Here is a 17,470-nt window from a genome sequence, read left to right as displayed (position 1 = left end):
GCAGCAGTGAAGTGACCCTAAACCATCTAACAGTTGGAGGTACAGCTCACAGAGTACTGGGTTTTGTTTTATAGAATAAAAAATTTATTTGGACTTTGTTGAACTTTTTAACGAAGATAAAACTCTTACTACTACATAGCGAGAATTGCAGGTGAAGAAATGGCGGTTAAAAAATTAATAAGAGCAGCAATGAAAGGTGATAAAGAAGCATTAATTACATTAATTATGGCTCAAAAACAAGATTACTATGGCTTGGCTTACAGCTTCTTATACCATGAACATGATGCGATGGATGCCTGTGAAGAAATGCTGCTTGTCGTTTATGAGCAGCTTCGATACTTAAAGAAGCCAGATTCATTTTACAGTTGGAGTAAAACGATATTAGTGAACATTTGCAAGAAAATGTTGTTAAAGCGTGCTAGGGAAGCTGTTGCATTCGGAGAGGATGATAAGCTTCACAACGGAAATGAATTGACTGATTCAGCGTGTCAGTCTCAGATGACAGCAGTAGATATGAAGATTGATCTCGAAGCAGCAATAAAGCAACTGCCACAGGATACCCAAGAAATTATAAAGTTAAAGTATTGGTACGATCTGGAACTGCAGCATATTGCAGAGGTGATGGGTATGCCGTTAGGAACGATTAAGTCACGGCTTCATTATGCGAAGAAGCAATTATTTAAGTTGGTAGAAAGGGGAGAACGGCATGAATAGACATAATATTGATGAGCATTTACGCAAATTAAAAGAACAAACCCAGTTCAGTCTCCCGCCTGACGAGTTTGAACAACGTTTACGGAGATCACTGGCAACCGTTCCAGAACGAAAAATACGTATGTTGCCGAACATCGTTATCCGTAAATTAGCTTTAAGTATCGCAAGCATCGTTGTTGTGTTAATGTTGTTAGGCAGCTTTAATTACAATGCGTTTGCCTATTACGGGAAAAAGATTGTTGGTTATGATGAGCTTGTTGCAGAACATATTGCTGCACTGCATGAAGCGGGAGTAGGTCAGCGGGTAGATAAGGCTATTGAGCTGGAAGATGGAACAAGCTTTATGATTGATGCGTTAGTATCGGATGAAAATCAATTTATTCTTTATTATCGCTTAAAAAATGCTAATGGTGTTCCAGCCGTGATAAAGGAGCGGTTTCGAGTAACGGATATTCAAGGTTTTTTTACAAATTCGCTGAAAACTTATGGAACAAGTACGGTCAATGAAGACGGTACGGAGATGATCGTTACCCAATCATTTAAGCCTGTCAGTCCTTGGGCAAAAAAACTAAAATTGAATTATTATATGCCTATTGATGAGCAAACGGGTGAATATCGAGAAGTGAAGCTCGCATATGATCCTAGTCAAGCGATGCCAACGTCATTAAAGAAGCGAATGAATAAGACGGTTAACGTAGATGAGGGGAGAATTATATTCAAAGAAATTATTGCTACCCCTACAGAGACGATTGTTAAAGGCAAATTAAAGGCAGAGACCTATTTATCCGTGTTAAATGAATTAGGAAGCATTCATTTGATTGCTGATGGGAAGAAGCTGGAGACGGAAGGCAGCGGGGTCAGAACGGATATAAACGGTAAAACCTTTGAGCTTCGTTATGCTCCGCTTCCTAATGAGGTTACAGCTTTGTCAATATGGGTGGAGAAGTTTACAGGATATATTGAACTGCAGCAACAACTTGATGTTGCGAAGTTGGTTGCGGGATACGCGGAGGAGGTTACAACAGCTTTATCGACTACGGGAGAAACATTGACGATTCGGAGCATTGAACAAAAGTCACACCATATCGAAGTCGATATCGTTACAAATGCCGATGTGCAGTTAAACGATGTCCGATTAATTTCTAAGCAAGGCGAACATGAGTTAATTTCAACGTTTAAGGAATCTTGGGAAAAAGATGCCGACGGTAATATTTATAAACATCGAACACTGCTTTTTGCGGTTGCAGAACAAATGCAACAACCAATTCAGGTTGAGAAGATGATGATCGGTGGAATGTATTGGAATAAACCTTATGATATTGCAATTGAAATTGAGCTGTGAACATATTATAAAAAGGTGAGCATCTTCAAGTTCTCGCCTTTCTTCTTGTTAAATTTGGCAGCCTTTATATTTCCATAAAAAAATTTCTCCTGCTTGTCATGCCAGTCCGCATAATTGGTCAAGTCCCCTCATAAGTATGTATCAGCCAGCAAAAATTCAAGTTGTGGAGGGGATGATTAAATGCGTCGCTTGACATGGATCGCGGCAATTATACTAAGTGTTGCACTAGTGTTATCTGCTTGCGGCAAGAAGGACGCCGAATCCGTGGTGAAGGATTTGGACAAATTTTTAAATAGTATGGAGGGTTATCAAGGAAGCGGTACGATGACGCTTCATAACGGACAGCAGCCACAAGTATATCAAGTTGAGGTAGCTTACCAAAAACCAGAATCCTATCGCATTAGATTAACGAATGTAGAAAAAAATATTACGCAAATTGTGCTTCGTAATGATGAAGGAGTATTTGTCCTTACACCTGAGCAAAATAAAGTGTTCCGTTTCCAAAGTGATTGGCCGCAAAGACAAGGCCAAGTATACTTGTACCAAACATTGGTGCAAAGCATTTTACTTGATGGCTCACGTCAATTTACAACGACAGATGATGCGTATGTATTTGATGTCATGGCACAATATAACAATGCGTCACTGGCAAGACAAAAAATTTGGTTAAGTCAAGATGATTATCATCCGTTGCAAGTTGAAGTAAGTGACAGCAATGCAACGGTGTTAGTTGATGTTAAATTTAATAATTTTGAATTTAATCCAAGCTTCAAGGAAGACTTTTTCTCAACGGATGCAAATATGAAAGCTGGAGCAACAGCACCAGCACCTGAGGGAGCTGCAGATTCTCAGCCGTCTTCGTCTGAACAAGAACAAAGCCTTGCGCCAGACGCTGAAGGCGCAAACAATGTGCAAAATGCTTCAGATGATGAGCAATTGACAGGCGATGCTCAAGATGATGCACAAGCACCTGCAGATGAGGAAGAAGCTAACGAACATGCAGACCAAGAAAATGTAGTGCCTAATAGCGAGCAACCAACGACAGCAGGAGCAGACTCAGACAAACATAAGCAAACAGAATTTGTTGCAATGGAACCAACCTATACACCAACTGGAGTGAATTGGAAGGATTCCACTGACATCGAATATGCAGGTAATAAAGGTTTAATGACTCGTTACGATGGTGAATACAGCTATACGCTTATCCAAACTGCTGCTAAAGATGTTGCTACCTCCTTAGTATCTGGAGATCTGGTAAACCTAGGATATACAATTGGCTTACTTACAACTGGTGATGAAGTGCAGACATTAAGCTGGACTTATCACGGCAATATGTATCGTTTGAGCAGCGCGAATTTGCCTGAATCTGAAATGATTAAAATTGCTCAATCGGTACAAGCAGAAGTTTCTAAATAATCAACACCACCGTTTATAGTGGATATTGGCAAGCTCTCCTTCAATGAAATGCACAGCGGCTAGCTTAGCTCTGTAGCATGTTTGGAGGAGAGCTTGCATACATTTTTAGCAAGCCTGTTTCTATATTTGCTTCGAACATTGACACTATGAGTAAGTAGGCGTAACATTACTACTATTGACGTATTGAGGAAAGTAGCAATAAACGAAGTAGGTGGAGTAATTGAGTACCTTTTATCGACCAACCTGGGCAGATATTTCGCTTGATGCCCTTTATCATAATATAGAACAGGTAAGAAAACAGTTAAAACCAGAAACAAAGATTCTTGCTTCTGTAAAAGCAAATGCGTACGGTCACGGTGTTGTAGAAATTGCTCGTGCAGTTGAACGGTATGGATTAGATTATTTAGGCGTTGCCTTTCTCGATGAAGCCCTGCAGCTTAGAAAAGAAGGCATCACTTTGCCAATCTTAGTGCTCGGTTTTGTTGCGCCGGAGCATCTTGAGCTTGCTCAACAGCATGACGTGACGATTGCCTTGTACCGTGAGGATCAACTGGCAGCGGCAGCCAACCTGTCTAACACACATGAGCCACTCAAGGTGCACATTAAGGTTGATACGGGCATGGGAAGATTAGGTGTGCTGGGCACGGAACAAGCAATTCATTTTATTAAGCGCGCTCGCGCACTTCGCAGCTTGAACGTAGAAGGAATCTTTACGCATTACTCCAAGGCCGATGAAGCAGATAAAACCTATACGAAATTGCAATATCAACGCTTCCATGAAATTGAATCGTATGTTCGAGCGCAAGGCTGGGATATTCCAATCATTCATGCTGCGAATAGTGCAGGAAGTATGGATACACCTCAGTGGGGTGGAGATATGGTTCGTTTAGGGATTGCCATGTATGGCTTATATCCATCTGAAGAAGTAAGCAAAGAACATATTCAATTGCGACCAGTACTTAGTTTGAAAACTAAAATTGTTCATACAAAGCAAACTCCGCAACAATGGGGGATAAGCTATGGCGCTCGTTATTATACAGGGGAAGATGAATGGATAGGAACATTGCCAATTGGTTATGCCGATGGGTTCAGCCGTATGCTTACAGGAAAAGCAGAGGTTCTTTTGCAAGGACAACGAATTCCTGTAGTAGGGACAATTTGTATGGACCAATGCATGGTTTCGCTAGAAAAGCTTAAAGGACAAAGCTCGCTTTCTGAATTATTGGATCAAGAAGTTATCTTAATTGGTCAGCAAGGTGATGAAGTGATAACGACAGAAGAACTTGCTGATAAAATTGGAACAATCAATTATGAACTAACTTGTATGCTTGCTAGCCGAGTGCCTCGCCGCTATATTGAAAATGGCAAGGTTATTGCTGTTAGTAACGGGATGTAAGGATATTAGTGCAGCTATTCATTCCATGGTACCTTGGGAAGTTTTTTCCATTAATTAGTTCTAGCCTAAACCTTCTATTTTAGTGTAATATAATAGTAATGTGGGAAATTAGAACGGTCTATTGGTAATTTCCTTTATGATAATGAACGTATAGCATACAAGATATATCTGCTTCATATATATTGAAGTATAGAATAGATGTGATTATGTCATAATGTGTAGTATAGTGTTGGAAAAGTTTTGGAGGTGCGATTTCTGTGGCCAATATTCATAATACAAAGCGAATCATGATTAGCTTACCAGACCATTTACTGGAAGAAGTCGATGGAATTGTTGCAACTGAAAATTCAAATCGCAGTGAATTCATTCGCCAAGCAATGAAGCTCTATCTTCTCGAAAGAAAGAAGAGACAAATTCGCGAGAAGATGCAGCGTGGTTATATGGAGATGGCAAGAATTAATTTGAATATTGCCTCGGAAGCTTTTCAAGCGGAGGAAGAAGCCGACAATACTTTAGGTCGTCTTGTTAGCGGGGTGTAGCGATTGATCGTAAAACGCGGAGATGTTTTTTTTGCGGATTTATCACCAGTGGTCGGATCTGAGCAAGGTGGAGTAAGACCTGTACTTGTCATTCAAAATGATATTGGCAATCGATTCAGTCCAACGGTAATCGTCGCAGCAATTACAGCCCAGATACAGAAGGCAAAGTTACCTACACATGTCGAAATGGATGCTGACAGACATGGCTTTGATCGAGATTCTGTTGTGTTATTAGAGCAAATCCGCACAATTGACAAGCAGCGTCTTACTGATAAAATCACACATTTAGATGATGAGACGATGAGAAAGGTCGACGATGCCTTGTTAATTAGTGTTGGATTGATCGATTTTTAGAATAGACAATTTTTTCTTTTTTTGCTATGATAAAGAAAAGTAATAAGTAAACGTGTGAAGAACGCAACGTTTTGCCATTAGGCAAGCGTTGCGTTTTTTTGTTACTTATTTTTTATCAATGGATTAAGGAGTGAAGCTTTTCAATGATAAGCAGAAGACGCATGTTGCTATCTACTCTTGCTGCATTACTTTCAGCTTTAGCTGTATATGGTTTGTACTATGTTCAATTAGCTCGTGTTCAAGCTGAGGAGCGCGTAAATGTTGTTGTTCCTAATAATTGGATAGATGCAGGAAAGTCGATAACAGCCGAGCAATTGACATGGTTATCTATTCCAGTCTCGCTTAGTACAGAAGATATGATTTATCGCATGGAAGATATTATTGGGCAGGAGGCAGTTATTCCGCTTGGTGTTAATGAACCAATTTTAGAATGGAAATTAAACACTTATGCCTTACATCCGCGTGAAGGAGAGGCGACATTCCAAATTCCTAAGGAATATATTAAATCGATAAGTAATGGCATTCGTGCAGGAGACCAAGTATGGATATATGTATCTTCACCTGATGGATTATCACAGCGATTGTTCACGGATGCGATTGTTGTCGCCTCTGTAAAAACAGGAGCAAATAATGAGGTGGATGTTCCAGAGGAAGCTGAGCGGAATACGATTGTATGGGGGAATGCCGAGCATATGTATGCTTCTCGGAGACAAGCGAATGGGATGATTGAGTATATTAACCTTAATTTGACGGAAAATCAGTGGCTAGAGTTAGATGCCGTTTGTCGCGGAGGAGATAATAAGCTTGTGATCGCCTATCATTCATTGCCTACTCCAGTGAAGGGACAGATGTTTAATGATAAGTAAGGAGCTACAAAGTCATCTTATTACGTTTATTGGAACTACTCCCAATATAGGTACAACGTTAATTGCTTTTACGACTGCAGTCAGGCTTGCTGAACGACAAAATAAGAAGGTTGCCTATATTTGCTTTAACTTAAAATCTTCCAAGCTACATCGTTACCTAGGGGTTGGTGAGCGGCGAGCAAGCTTGGATGAACTGCTGCCTCATTTGCGCAATGGAAGTTTTGAGCAAGCTGTGCTCCAGCATGCCATGTATCGTTACGATGAGAAAAAGGAGCTGTATATTTTATTTGGCAATCGTTATCGTGAAACGGCTGAATATTATGGGGTAGAGGAGTTGACGGAACTGATTCATACAGCAGGCAAGATGTTTGACTATGTGCTGCTTGACGTCAATGCCTATTGGGACAATGCAGCGACGATAAGTGCTCTAGTAGAGTCAGACAGCGTTGTAATTACTACCACCAATGCATTATCCCATTTTCAAGATGACTACTTAAGCTGGATTGGCGTATTAGGCGAACATATTCAGCTTTACAGCAAAGCTATCTATAGTTGCGTCATTAAGCAGCCAGGCGGACTATATCATCCGCGTCATTGCTTTACTGGGCTTACAGGACAGTCGTTGCCAGTAGTATCGCTTCCAGCCACTTTATATGAAGCATTAGATCGCGGAGAATTGGCGTTATGGCTTAAGCAACATAGGGAAGGGAAAAAGTGGCTTAGCGGCTTTACAGCTCAGCTTATTCCTCTATCAGGGACAACAATTCCACATAACAGAAGCATTAACTTGCTTCGGCCATTATCACTAGTAACAACAGTGAAGTACAAGCAAAAGTAAGCTATAGAGAAGAAGGTGAAAAAAATCAATGAATGATCTTCAAAATAAAAAGTTTTCAGCGCTTGATTATATGGCTAAGCGTCGCAAGTATGAAGAGCGTGTACATGGTATTCAAGAGGATGAAGGTTACCAGCAATTTCAAAGGTTATGTCATGAGATGCGCGGCTATCTTGCGACACCGCGCGGCTATACAGAAGAAGAGCGCAGACAGTATAGTGAGAAGTTGAATCAGGCGGTGCTAGGATACGGAGAAGCAAGGCGATATATTTTGCATTTAATCTCAGACCGTTTACTTCAACTGCATATTCAAGAGATCGATGGTTATCACCATCCATATGCGACTTTAGCAGAAGCAGTGTTTGCAGAGATTGTCGGCCTGCATGTACTTGAAGCTATTATTGCAGAAACAGAAGGTTTGGAGGAAATTCAAGTCGTTGGTACACAAATATTTACTGTTGTCCGAGGCGAGCTAAAATTATCCTCGTACCGTTTTGAAAACCTAAAGGATGTTGAGCGAATTCAGCAAAATCTCGTCTTATATAACAATGATCAATATAATATGAAAAAGCGTTGGGCAGAGGTCATGTTGCGTGATGGTTCACGGGTTACGATAACAGGGAATGGATATACTGCTTTGCCGACGCTTACAATACGCTTTTATACGCTGCGCAATATTCCTCTGCATGTTTTGGCAACAGAGCCTTATCGCATGTTCTCACCTGAAATTCTTCAATTACTCCATTACATTCTTTCCGCTCGATACAATCTCGTCTTAATCGGTCAAACGAATACGGGGAAAACGAACTTACTCAAAGCTTTAATTGCCGAGCTGCCAGCAACGGAACGCTTAATAACAATCGAAGGACGCTATGAGCTGATGATTAGCAGAGATTATCCTGAACGTAATGTTGTTGAATATGAAATTAATGAAGATGACTATTTACACAGCTCTAAGCAAGCGTTCAAGTTGGCTTTGCGCCAATCTCCTCAACGAATTATTCATGCGGAAATCCGCGATGATGATGCTAATATTTATGTTCGAGCCTGTACCCGAGGACATCGCGGCAGTATGACAACCGTTCATGCCAATGAATTAGAGGATATTCCAGATGCAATCGTTGATATGTGCATGCTTGATGGACGAGCAATGGATCCTCACCGTTTAGCAAAACGAATTGCCTTATATGTTACCGAGGTTGGCATTCAACTGAAATATTTGAATGGCAGAAGAGTCATTTCACGAATTGCACGAATTGGCTGGGAGAATGATCAAGTTGTTGTAACAGATTGGGCTACATACGATGAACAAAAGGATGAGTGGCGTATGAATTGGGCTGAACTGCGTCGTTGTTTTCCACAACATTATGGAGGAATTAAAGATGCCAATTAATACATATTTGCTCATCTTACTGTGCTTCATTTTTTTACTTCTGTATATGGTCACAGATTGGATATTGCAATCAATTGTCGAGCGCAATACGTTGCATAATCGCTTAAAACAAGGTCTAGCAAGCTCGAAGCAAATAGCAAATGCCAAAGGCGGCAAAGCTAGTAAGCTATTGGATGGAATTAGGAAGCATCTAGCTCAGCTAATACATACTTTGCATTTGCCGATTAGAGCTGATCAGTTGTTTATGCTATTGCTTTCACTCGGACTAGGTGGGATGCTACTTGGTTATTGGATATTTACTACAGTTCAAGGAATGCTGCTGCTTGGCGGGATGCTAGCTTTATTGCCTTATTTAATTTTACGCTTGATGCTTGTACAGAGACGAATGGAAGCACAAATTGATTTTCTGCCAGCGCTAGAGGCGTTTTATCAGTGTTATTTAATTACAGGAGAACGACAAGTAAAGGTTGCACTGGCACGGTTAATTGATGAAAAGATGATGACAGGCGTCATGAAGCGAGTATTTGAGCAGCTATATCGCAATTTATCGGTGTTAGAGTCTGATGAGGAAAGTTTACAACTATTCAGTCATGCTTTAGGACATATATGGGCCGACTATTTCGTACAAATGCTAAATGTTGCGATGAATGAGGGAGTTAGCATAAGCAGCAGCCTTCGTGAACTAATTGCAGATATGCGAGCTGCCAGAGCTGCTAATGAGCAGGAACGTCATCGTCTGTTAGAAATTCGAATTGCCAATTTTACTCCGCTGCTATTTCTTGCTTTATTTGTCGGGATAAATATTTACTACAATCGAGAGCAATCGCTTTATTACTATTTTTACGATGTTCAAGGTCGCCAGATGTTACTCCATATGATGGTTATGATCTTTTTATCATTTTTAATGGGATTGTATTTATCACGCAGAAAGCTATAGCGTGCTTCAAAACAGAGCAATCATTTAAAGGGAGTGAAAGGTTGTGTATATGTGGTTAGATTATGCCATCCTTATTGGAGAATGGATATTTATTATGCTGGCGCTTTATATGCTTATTTCGTTACTGTCAACTACGAAACGATTCCGCCCTTCACAATGGTACCAGCGATTGTGGGGATGGCGGCAGCATGAACCTTCTGCCAAGCTACTCGCCTTGCTGTTATTAAAGCGGGATAAATTATTAGAGGATGAGCGTGCGATATTGCTGGCAAGCTGTGGCTGGGAGATTTCAGTATTAACTTATTCCTTTTATCGTCGTTTATTAATTATCCTAAGCAGCTTACTGTTTGTGATGCTTATGCTTGGAATGAGTTATGGAGTTTGGAAGATAAATGTATGGGTGATAGGAATAAGCTCGCTAGTGCTAGTCTGCTTACTTGTATTATTTTGGGATGTGTACTGGCTAAAGTTATATCGAGAAATTCGTGCGGTAGCGATAACCTCTGAAATTTATGTAATAAGTCATCAGTTACTTTATTTTGAGGATTCCAATTTGCATATTCATTCTAAGCTCCGCCGTTGTTTACCTTATAGCAGGCTGTTACGCAAAGATATGGAGACGCTTCTCGCAGAATGGTATCATGACCCAGCAGCAGCTTTACAGACATTCAAACGAAAAATTGGGACTCCGGAAGGGGTTAGCTTTGTTGAGACAATCGCAGCGCTTCGTCAGCAGCACGACAGCAGCTTTTATGAGCTATTACGTGCCCATTTACGCGATTATAAGGAAAGGCTAGAACTTGCTAAAGCAAGCCGTAAGGAAACAACCTCCTATGTGTTATTCATTATCGCAGGCATACCAATTTTATATACGTTTCAAGTGTTTTTGTATCCGTGGGTTCAGGAGGTGAATAAATTAATGTCGATGATGAACTAATTTTCGTCTCAATATCTATGACTTGAAAGGAGGTGAGTTCGATGAAAAATATTTTAATGACAGTTATGCTGCTTGTTGTCGTTGTATTGCTGTTTAACTCAATTATTGCACAAGATGGAACTGGCACAAGAGCACAAATCCAGTCTAAAGGAGCATCAGCTAATACACAAATTGGTAATATTAATCCATAGAAGCTTCTTATTCACAATAAAATCCACAATTTCCTCAATTCACATCTGAATAATATTTTTTCAAAATGACTTATTCACAGAAATTAGCTCAATAAATTTAAGGTTGTGATAACATGCAGCAATTATTAATCGCTGTTGCTTTACTAATTTGCCTGTTAGCTATCTATATGGCTGTTGTTGATGGAGAAACAGGTTTAAAGCTAGGGCAGAAACATGCACAGGAAGCTGTAACTGATTATGTGCGAGGCATTGATGCATGAAGCAGTTACTTGCCTTTATTATGCTAGCTTCGCTTTTATGCTGGATTATGTTTGCCCCTGTATATAAACATTTATATATTTTGCGGCAAGCACTGTTACAGCAGGAAGTTGATTATTTATTAGAGGTTAGTACGAGCGGACAGTACGGTTATATTCCTGCTAGCTTAATCGAACAGTCCCGCACTCGCCTTGCAAGCTTTGGACTTAATCCTCATCTTGTGCAATATAAGGCTAAAAGCACGCTTGGTCAGGCTGTTATTGCTGCACCTCCTGTGCCGCGCGGGGAAGGGATTGAACTGCACATTAGCTATCCAATGGAAAATTTATTTGCAATTGATGCACTTATCGGTATAGGAGCGCCAGATAAGCAATATATTTCAGCATATGGTGTGCAAATGAGTGAGTATCATGAATGGTAACGGCTGCTATTCGAAGTTAGCCTTATCAGTTTAGGAGGAAAACATGTACAAGCTGTTAATTGTACCGCTAATGATGATCATATGGCTTACCTTCTATGGCAGCGGGATAGATCAGGAGTTATCCATGAAAACCTACTATAAAGCGAAACAGGCGGTTAATCGAGGTGCGCATGCGGCTGCCCTGCAGCTTGATCAAGCTTTACTCGCAGATGGAATATTTCAGATTGACAGTGCAGCTGCCAGACAGCAAGCTGAGCAATATATTTATCGTAATCTTAATTTGGATGAATTAGGTAATCCTACAGAACGTTCGTTTATTCGTAAGCCGGTTGAAATCGTTTATTTTGAAGTATTGAATGCTGCATTAGATTATCCCCATTCTTATGAGCTAAGCCAGTACTCCTTCCAAACCGTATTTTACTCCCCTGCAGTAATTATAGTTTTACATGTATCATATCCTAGTATATTTTCTAGTCATAATCTTGTAGAATGGGATATAGTGGGAAGCGCTCAACTAATACCACTATAAATTTAATTGCAGGAGGAAATAAAAGTACATGCAACGAGAGCTTAGGCAAAAGCTTCATCAAGATTATATTAAAGCATCTAGATTGTCGAATATAATTTTACATTTAGTTCTGTTGCTGCTAGTTGGAGGATGGTTAGCAATTGCTCTATGGCAGGAATGGACGCTTATTCCTGTATGGATTACGGGAGGAATCGTAATTTTATCTTTCATTATATTTACTTGGTTTTATCCAAACTATGAGTATCGTAGCTTTTCGTTTGAAGTTTTTGAAGAAGAAATCGAAATCCAGTCCGGCATTATTTTTCGAACAAACACCTTAATTCCAATGGTTCGTGTACAGCATGTTGAGGTGGGCAGTGGACCAATTATGCGTAAATATAAGCTAGCCAGTGTTAAAATTGTAACAGCAGCAACAGATCATGAAATTAAAGGTGTTCAACAGGATGCTGCTGAGCAGTTGAAACTGCGTATCGGAGAATTGGCTAAGGTGGATGAACAACATGACTAACCCACGTCGCTTATCACCACTAGATATACCAATAACTTTTATTAAAAATTTACGTAACTTTGTTCCTATATTCATCCTGTTGCTATTAAAGCTACAAGATACTGATGGAGTGAAGTTTTGGGGGATATTAATCATTCTTGCAGCAACGTTAATTTTTAATGCGGTTATTGCATACTTATCGTGGAGAAAATTTCAATATTCCATACAAGATGATCGTTTGATTATCCAAAAAGGCGTGTTTAATCGCGAGGAAAAAACGATTTATTATAATCGAATCCACTCTGTTAATGTTCAGCAGCCGCTTTTACTTAGAATTTTCGGAGCTGCTTCCCTGCAAATTGAAACGCCTGGCGGTAAACCTGGTTCACCCGAGGGAGAATTACGAGTATTAAAGCATGCTTTTGCACTCCAATTGCAGCAGCAGTTAAAGCAATTACGTAAAAAGGAAGCTGCAGTGAATGAGCAAGGAACTCAGCACATACCTGATATGAGTAACAGGGATGTTTTTAGAGAGAATCAAGCTGCTGGCGATGAATATGGCGATACGCATAGTCATGGAGCAATTCCGAATGGTCAAAGTAATTTGGCTGGCCAAGGGGAAGTAAGAAATGCTATAAATGACCAAAGCCATAATAATCAGCAAAATGAGCAGTGGCTAAATGAGGAGCAGTATGATTATCAATATCGTATTAGCTTTGCTCAATTATTAAAGGCTTCGCTCACTTCGTTGAATTTAAATTTTGCGATCATTTTTATACTAGGTATTTATTCTTTTGCAGATGATGTAATAGATATTTTGATGCCTGGTTTGTATGAGAAACTGATCGATGACATTATTGATCAAACCTCTGCTCTGCCAATCTTGTTAAGTATGATCTTGGTAATTGTTGTGTTAGGAGGCGTATGGCTGCTTTCGATTATTATTTATTTGATCAAATATGGAGACTATCAAATAACTAGAAGTCATGAGCAGATATCCGTATCCTATGGCTTATTGGAGAAGAAAAGCTTTATCTTTGATCAGCGTAAGGTTCAAGCTGTTATTATGGAAGAAAATCCATTACGACAGTTGCTTGGCTTTGCTGAGCTGCGCGTTCAAATTATTACCTCGGATGCACGGGAGCAGCTTGTCATTCATCCGTTTGCTCGAAAAAAGGATATACCAAGCATTATGAATCAGCTTTTACCTGATTATAAGTTGGAGCTGCGTAATAAACTGCATACACCGCCATCCTATGCTTTTCGCACCTATGCCTTGCTGCCTAGCATAATATGTTTGCTGCTTGTAGCTGGGGCTGTTTGGTTATGGAAGTGGAATGGGCTGTTCCTATTGCTCTTGCTGCCTATCGTTTGGGGTTGGAGCTTGATTTGTATGAAGTCTTCCGGTGTTTGGCTAGATGGACAAGACCTAACGCTGCGTAATCGAAAAATTAATGTTGTGACTTATTTTGTTCGTAGAAAGCATATTGTAACGTTAAGCTTAAAGTCCACACCTATACAAAGAAAACGAAAGCTGCACAATATTCATGTTCAGGTGCTTGGCAGTTTCTTTTCTTATCGGGTAAAAGGAATAGCTGATGAGCATTTATTACCGATATGGTCTTGGTATTCACGAAATGGAAAAAGAAAGAGCATTGAACAATAATAGTATCATTTGCTAAGATGTATATATACCAATCTATTAAAGCAAGCGATTGGTTCATTTATTTAGAAAGGGTGTGCAAGCTATGGCGTTAATCGTTGAGCAGCCAGCAGCAAGTTGGTATAAATCACAGATGGAGCTGGCAGAGGGAGATCATATTCGCATTTTTGTAAAATTAGGCGGATCTGGTCATGTACATCCTGGAGTTTCATTAGGTGTTACTCGAGATGAACCTCGCGAAATCGGAGCAGAGCAATATGTAGAAGGTGTTCATTTTTTTATTGAGAAAGATAATATGTGGTATTTGGATGGTAAAAACTTACGTATTTCTTTCGATGCAGCAAATGAAGATATTCAAATGCATGTAGAGTAAAGTTATTTCTTTCTAATGAAGAACGATGTTTGATGTCTAAATGGATAATTTATTAGCCGCCCTCCAGCTAGATGCATGTTTATGTGTCTAGCAAGAGAGGCGGCTTTTTTATTGAAGAATGAGCTGTTTTATGAAACGGCAAGTTTTATTATACTCCGGAATAAGCCATAAAGCCGCCATCAACTGGTACAGTAATGCCAGTAACAAAGCCTGAAGCTTGACTATCACATAACCATAATAATGTGCCTAGTAAATCTTCTGGTTTGCCGAAGCGTCTCATTGGAGTATGACTAATAATTTTGTGAGAGCGTTCAGTTAAAGAGCCATCCTCATTTAGCAGCAGACGTTTGTTTTGCTCGGTAAGAAAAAAGCCTGGCGCAATTGCATTAACTCGAATTCCCGTATTCGCCATATGAACGGCAAGCCATTGAGTAAAATTGTTAATCGCAGCTTTTGCTGCACTGTAGCCTGGAACCTTGGTCATTGGCGATGGTGCGCTCATTGAAGAAATATTTATAATGACAGGCTGCACAGCATTAAGCATTTGTTTGGCAAAAACTTGTGTTGGAATTAGTGTACCAATAAAGTTTAGATCGATTACTTGACGAATTCCGTCTGGAGATAAATCAAAAAAGGAACGTATCTCTGGGTTTTGCCAATCCTCAATACTGAACGTTTCATTACTCGTATTGGCATTTGCTTGATTGCCACCAGCACCATTAATTAAAATATTGCAGCATCCAAGCTGCTCTTCAACAAGTGCTGCAGCTGCTTCCACACTAGCTTGATCCGTTACATCGCAAGCAGCACCGATTGCGACTCCGCCATGTTGCTTAATGTCTGTGACGATCTTTTCTACCTTTTCAAGCGTGCGACCGAGCACAGCTACTTTTGCCCCTTGTCGAGCAAGCTCAATTGCCATCGCGCTACATAGAACCCCAGAGCCGCCTGTAATCACTGCAACTTTATTTGCTAAAGATGGATGAATTGCTTGAATTACTGACATCATAACTCCTCCTAGAAACGATATCATTTGTTAACGTTGTTGATCGGAATAACGATATGCGTCCCAAAGACCTAATAAATGCATAATGCCAAGTGCGCGATCATATAAGCCATATCCCGGACGACATTGTTCATCCCATATATGGCGACCATGGTCTGGACGAACATATCCAGTAAATCCAATATCGTAATAAGCTTTTACGATTGCGGCAATATTCACGGTACCGTCCTCTGAACGATGCGAGGTTTCGATAAAATCCCCGTTCTCTTCCAGGCGAATATTACGGATATGAGCGAAAGGAATGCGATCAGCAAATTCATAAATCATAGCAACAATATCGTTATCTTGCCGTGCACCAAGTGAACCGCTGCATAACGTAATTCCGTTTGCGGGATGATCGACCAATTTAATTAGTCTTCGTAAACTTGCTTGTGTGTTAATAATCCGTGGCAGACCAAAGAGTGAATAAGGTGGATCATCAGGGTGAATAGCCATCCGAATGCCATGCTCTGCAGCAACAGGAATAATTTGCTCTAAAAAATACTGCAAATTACGCCATAGCTGCTCCTCATCAACAGCTTGGTATGCTTTCAGCGTAGCTGATAGTTGGGCTAATCGTTCAGGTTCCCAGCCAGGCAGTTGAAAATTTGAATTGCTTTGAAAATAGCTTACGAGCTCGTGCGGGGTTAAGCTGGAAACGACGGCTTTTTCAAAATACATAGCTGTAGAACCGTCTTCAAGCTCTGCATATAAATTAGTGCGCAACCAGTCGAAGACAGGCATGAAATTATAACAGATGACTTTGATACCAGCGCTGGCAAGCGAAACAATCGTTTTTTTATAATTTTCTATGTAATACTCACGACTAGGAAGGCCAAGCTTAATATCTTCATGTACGTTAACGCTTTCAACAACTTCAGCATGAAAGCCGGCTTCCTCAATTTTCTGTTTAACTTGTAAAATGCGGTCTAAAGGCCATTCTTCACCAGCAGCAATGTCATGCAGTGCCCACACTATTCCTTCAGTACCTGGGATTTGCTTAATATGGTTTAGCGGGATAGGATCATTGCCCTCGCCAAACCAACGAAAAGTCATTTTCATAGCCTTTCCTCCTGCTAAGCAAAATAATGAGGGTATTTATTGCTTAATGCAGCTAAATCATCTTTGCCACGCTCGATATGCTCCTGCATTATTTGTTTTGCTTTTGCTTGGTCATGCTGTTTAATTGACTTTATAATGTCTTGATGTTGTTCATAAATTTGCTGCCAATCATGGTTATCCAAAAGGCGCAGCTTTCGGCTGCGATCAAGATGCACAGTAAGTAGATTCATTGTGTTCCAAGTATTGATTTTGTTAACACCAGTAAATAATAAAGCATGGAACTGTTGGTCAAGTTTAAACATATGATCTACATTTTCTTGCTGCAAAGTAATTGCTTGCTGTTGTAAGTTTTGCTCAAGTTGGAGAAGGATTTCGCTAGATATGCTTTGGCAAGCCAGCTCGACAACTGCACATTCCAATTGACTTCTCATAAAACGAGCCTCTTCTACAAGTTTAAGGTCAATTAAGGAAACATAAGTGCCGCGCTGAGGGAGCACTTGTACTAAACCTTCCTGGGCCAAACGAACAAAGCTTTCACGAATCGGAGTGCGACTAACGCCAAATTGAATCGCCATATCATTTTCAGATAGTGCAACACCTGGCAAAATCGCAAGTGAAATAATGTGCTCTTTTAATGTTTCATAGACCTGATCTCGTACAGAGCGTTGAGTTGAGATTACATTAATAATTAGACTCACCTCACATTGGTCGG

At 40.1% G+C, this 17,470-nt stretch carries 21 protein-coding genes; 18 read left to right on the top strand and 3 right to left on the bottom strand.

Going from position 1 to position 17,470, the window contains the following annotated elements:
- The first annotated feature begins 159 nt into the window (after nucleotides 1-159).
- The 18 genes from AC2TDL_RS04700 to AC2TDL_RS04615 all read left to right on the top strand — a co-directional run bounded on the left by AC2TDL_RS04700 (nucleotide 160) and on the right by AC2TDL_RS04615 (nucleotide 14,651).
- A complete protein-coding gene (locus AC2TDL_RS04700; protein WP_484699030.1) occupies nucleotides 160-714 on the top strand; it encodes an RNA polymerase sigma factor in 555 nt (184 codons plus the stop codon).
- Complete coding sequence (locus AC2TDL_RS04695) at nucleotides 707-2,056, top strand: DUF4179 domain-containing protein (protein ID WP_484699029.1); 1,350 nt, start codon at nucleotides 707-709, stop codon at nucleotides 2,054-2,056. Before AC2TDL_RS04700 ends, AC2TDL_RS04695 begins: the two co-directional genes overlap by 8 nt.
- Nucleotides 2,057-2,236: 180 nt before the next feature.
- Nucleotides 2,237-3,472: a DUF4367 domain-containing protein gene (locus AC2TDL_RS04690; RefSeq protein ID WP_484699028.1), complete on the top strand. Its 1,236-nt coding sequence runs from the start codon at nucleotides 2,237-2,239 to the stop codon at nucleotides 3,470-3,472.
- A gap of 220 nt (nucleotides 3,473-3,692) precedes the next feature.
- Entirely contained in the window at nucleotides 3,693-4,868 is a 1,176-nt protein-coding gene (gene alr / locus AC2TDL_RS04685) for an alanine racemase (protein WP_484699027.1), read from the top strand.
- 257 nt (nucleotides 4,869-5,125) lie between these two features.
- The gene (locus tag AC2TDL_RS04680) at nucleotides 5,126-5,407 is read left to right on the top strand and encodes a CopG family ribbon-helix-helix protein (RefSeq protein WP_484699026.1); all 282 of its coding nucleotides are present in this window, start codon (nucleotides 5,126-5,128) and stop codon (nucleotides 5,405-5,407) included.
- A gap of 3 nt (nucleotides 5,408-5,410) precedes the next feature.
- Complete coding sequence (locus AC2TDL_RS04675) at nucleotides 5,411-5,761, top strand: type II toxin-antitoxin system PemK/MazF family toxin (RefSeq protein WP_484699025.1); 351 nt, start codon at nucleotides 5,411-5,413, stop codon at nucleotides 5,759-5,761.
- A 143-nt stretch (nucleotides 5,762-5,904) separates the two neighbouring features.
- Nucleotides 5,905-6,627: an SAF domain-containing protein gene (locus tag AC2TDL_RS04670; RefSeq protein ID WP_484699024.1), complete on the top strand. Its 723-nt coding sequence runs from the start codon at nucleotides 5,905-5,907 to the stop codon at nucleotides 6,625-6,627.
- Nucleotides 6,617-7,465 (top strand): CpaE/TadZ family protein, encoded by an 849-nt coding sequence (locus tag AC2TDL_RS04665; RefSeq protein WP_484699023.1) that lies wholly within the window; start codon nucleotides 6,617-6,619, stop codon nucleotides 7,463-7,465. The genes AC2TDL_RS04670 and AC2TDL_RS04665 overlap by 11 nt, the downstream gene beginning before the upstream one ends.
- Nucleotides 7,466-7,493: 28 nt before the next feature.
- On the top strand, nucleotides 7,494-8,855 hold the full coding sequence (locus tag AC2TDL_RS04660) for an ATPase, T2SS/T4P/T4SS family (protein WP_484699022.1): 1,362 nt from the start codon (nucleotides 7,494-7,496) through the stop codon (nucleotides 8,853-8,855).
- Nucleotides 8,845-9,792 (top strand): type II secretion system F family protein, encoded by a 948-nt coding sequence (locus AC2TDL_RS04655; protein ID WP_484699021.1) that lies wholly within the window; start codon nucleotides 8,845-8,847, stop codon nucleotides 9,790-9,792. Before AC2TDL_RS04660 ends, AC2TDL_RS04655 begins: the two co-directional genes overlap by 11 nt.
- Nucleotides 9,793-9,835: 43 nt before the next feature.
- Complete coding sequence (locus AC2TDL_RS04650) at nucleotides 9,836-10,729, top strand: hypothetical protein (RefSeq protein ID WP_484699020.1); 894 nt, start codon at nucleotides 9,836-9,838, stop codon at nucleotides 10,727-10,729.
- Nucleotides 10,730-10,770: 41 nt separating this feature from the next.
- Nucleotides 10,771-10,920 carry a hypothetical protein gene (locus AC2TDL_RS04645; RefSeq protein WP_484699019.1) on the top strand — a complete coding sequence of 50 codons (150 nt, stop codon included), beginning with the start codon at nucleotides 10,771-10,773 and terminating at the stop codon, nucleotides 10,918-10,920.
- A gap of 113 nt (nucleotides 10,921-11,033) precedes the next feature.
- Complete coding sequence (locus tag AC2TDL_RS04640; RefSeq protein ID WP_484699018.1) at nucleotides 11,034-11,180, top strand: hypothetical protein; 147 nt, start codon at nucleotides 11,034-11,036, stop codon at nucleotides 11,178-11,180.
- On the top strand, nucleotides 11,177-11,599 hold the full coding sequence (locus AC2TDL_RS04635) for a hypothetical protein (RefSeq protein ID WP_484699017.1): 423 nt from the start codon (nucleotides 11,177-11,179) through the stop codon (nucleotides 11,597-11,599). The genes AC2TDL_RS04640 and AC2TDL_RS04635 overlap by 4 nt, the downstream gene beginning before the upstream one ends.
- A 43-nt stretch (nucleotides 11,600-11,642) precedes the next feature.
- The gene (locus AC2TDL_RS04630) at nucleotides 11,643-12,128 is read left to right on the top strand and encodes a hypothetical protein (protein WP_484699016.1); all 486 of its coding nucleotides are present in this window, start codon (nucleotides 11,643-11,645) and stop codon (nucleotides 12,126-12,128) included.
- 28 nt (nucleotides 12,129-12,156) lie between these two features.
- Complete coding sequence (locus AC2TDL_RS04625) at nucleotides 12,157-12,636, top strand: PH domain-containing protein (protein ID WP_484699015.1); 480 nt, start codon at nucleotides 12,157-12,159, stop codon at nucleotides 12,634-12,636.
- Complete coding sequence (locus tag AC2TDL_RS04620; RefSeq protein ID WP_484699014.1) at nucleotides 12,629-14,281, top strand: PH domain-containing protein; 1,653 nt, start codon at nucleotides 12,629-12,631, stop codon at nucleotides 14,279-14,281. The genes AC2TDL_RS04625 and AC2TDL_RS04620 overlap by 8 nt, the downstream gene beginning before the upstream one ends.
- An 82-nt stretch (nucleotides 14,282-14,363) precedes the next feature.
- Nucleotides 14,364-14,651 (top strand): HesB/YadR/YfhF family protein, encoded by a 288-nt coding sequence (locus AC2TDL_RS04615; protein ID WP_484699013.1) that lies wholly within the window; start codon nucleotides 14,364-14,366, stop codon nucleotides 14,649-14,651.
- Between the two features lie 148 nt (nucleotides 14,652-14,799).
- Here AC2TDL_RS04615 and AC2TDL_RS04610 read toward each other — a convergent pair whose 3' ends face one another.
- The 3 genes from AC2TDL_RS04610 to AC2TDL_RS04600 are packed head-to-tail and all read right to left on the bottom strand — an operon-like array spanning nucleotide 14,800 to nucleotide 17,456.
- The gene (locus AC2TDL_RS04610) at nucleotides 14,800-15,660 is read right to left on the bottom strand and encodes an SDR family oxidoreductase (RefSeq protein WP_484699012.1); all 861 of its coding nucleotides are present in this window, start codon (nucleotides 15,658-15,660) and stop codon (nucleotides 14,800-14,802) included.
- 27 nt (nucleotides 15,661-15,687) lie between these two features.
- Nucleotides 15,688-16,758 (bottom strand): mannonate dehydratase, encoded by a 1,071-nt coding sequence (gene uxuA, locus AC2TDL_RS04605; RefSeq protein ID WP_484699011.1) that lies wholly within the window; start codon nucleotides 16,756-16,758, stop codon nucleotides 15,688-15,690.
- Nucleotides 16,759-16,772: 14 nt separating this feature from the next.
- On the bottom strand, nucleotides 16,773-17,456 hold the full coding sequence (locus tag AC2TDL_RS04600; protein ID WP_484699010.1) for a GntR family transcriptional regulator: 684 nt from the start codon (nucleotides 17,454-17,456) through the stop codon (nucleotides 16,773-16,775).
- Nucleotides 17,457-17,470 lie beyond the last annotated feature (14 nt).

The sequence above is a fragment of the Paenibacillus sp. plas6 genome, from assembly GCF_057221655.1.
This window is presented reverse-complemented; position numbering and strand designations above follow the sequence as displayed.